This is a genomic window from Micromonospora sp. M51, from assembly GCF_018070305.1.
In the GTDB taxonomy this organism is placed as follows: Bacteria; Actinomycetota; Actinomycetes; order Mycobacteriales; family Micromonosporaceae; genus Micromonospora; species Micromonospora parva.
Genome location: NZ_JAGPXZ010001355.1, coordinates 1 through 751, shown reverse-complemented (window position 1 = coordinate 751; position 751 = coordinate 1). Strand labels below are relative to the sequence as shown.

The 751-nt window shown below is 76.2% G+C and carries 1 protein-coding gene and 1 pseudogene; one reads left to right on the top strand and one right to left on the bottom strand.

The features are described from left to right. Positions 1 to 166 (top strand): DUF3037 domain-containing protein (locus KBX53_RS34800; RefSeq protein WP_210864019.1); only part of this gene is annotated, 166 nt, incomplete at its 5' end. Between the two features lie 288 nt (positions 167 to 454). On the opposite strand, the pseudogene KBX53_RS34795 reads toward KBX53_RS34800, so the two are convergent. Further along, positions 455 to 751, bottom strand: a pseudogene (locus tag KBX53_RS34795) (chorismate-binding protein); the annotation flags it as partial.

Here is a 751-nt window from a genome sequence, read left to right as displayed (position 1 = left end):
GACCTGCTCCGGTGACGGGCCGGCGACCCGGATGCGCCTCGGCGAGCGGTTCCACTGGCTGGCCGCGCCGCGCAGCACGATGATCCAGACGGGGCCGGTGCACACCGGCCTCACCGCGGACCCGGCGGCCGAACTGGACCGGCTGATGGCGACCCTGGTCCACTGAGCGCGGGCGGGGCGGACCCGGTCCCCTGATCGCGCTACGCCAGCTCCGTTGCCGGCGGAGCGCGATCCCCCGTTCAGGCGCCCGGTGCGGGGCGACGGCTCGATCCCGCCGGCACCGATGGCATCAGGATCGTCGTCCGCGCGCGGCGCCGGGCCGGAACGCCCCGGAAGTTGCGGAAAAATTGAGCCGGTGGCCGGCTGACGGACGAGGGTGACCGATGGCGCGGGCGGGGGCTCGCGGCCCGTCCGCGCCACCGGTCCATCCAGCCCTACCCCCGGGGCACTGTGACTATGCGCCGTCGCGCGTCGCGGACAGCGCCTGCGTGCGCGCCGCCGGCAGCAGATCGGCCAACAGCTCGCTCAGCACGGCGAGCCCGTCCGGGCTGAGCACCGACTCCGCGTGGAACTGCACCCCGGCGAAGCCGCGCCCCCGCAGGGCGTGCACGGCACCGTCGCCCGGGTCCCGGGCCAGCTCCACCGGCCCGTACGCGGTGGCCAACCGGTCGGCCTCGGCGCGGGCGGTGAACGTCGAGTAGAACCCGACCCGGCGGGTCCGCCCGAACACCGGCACCTCCCGCTGCAACCC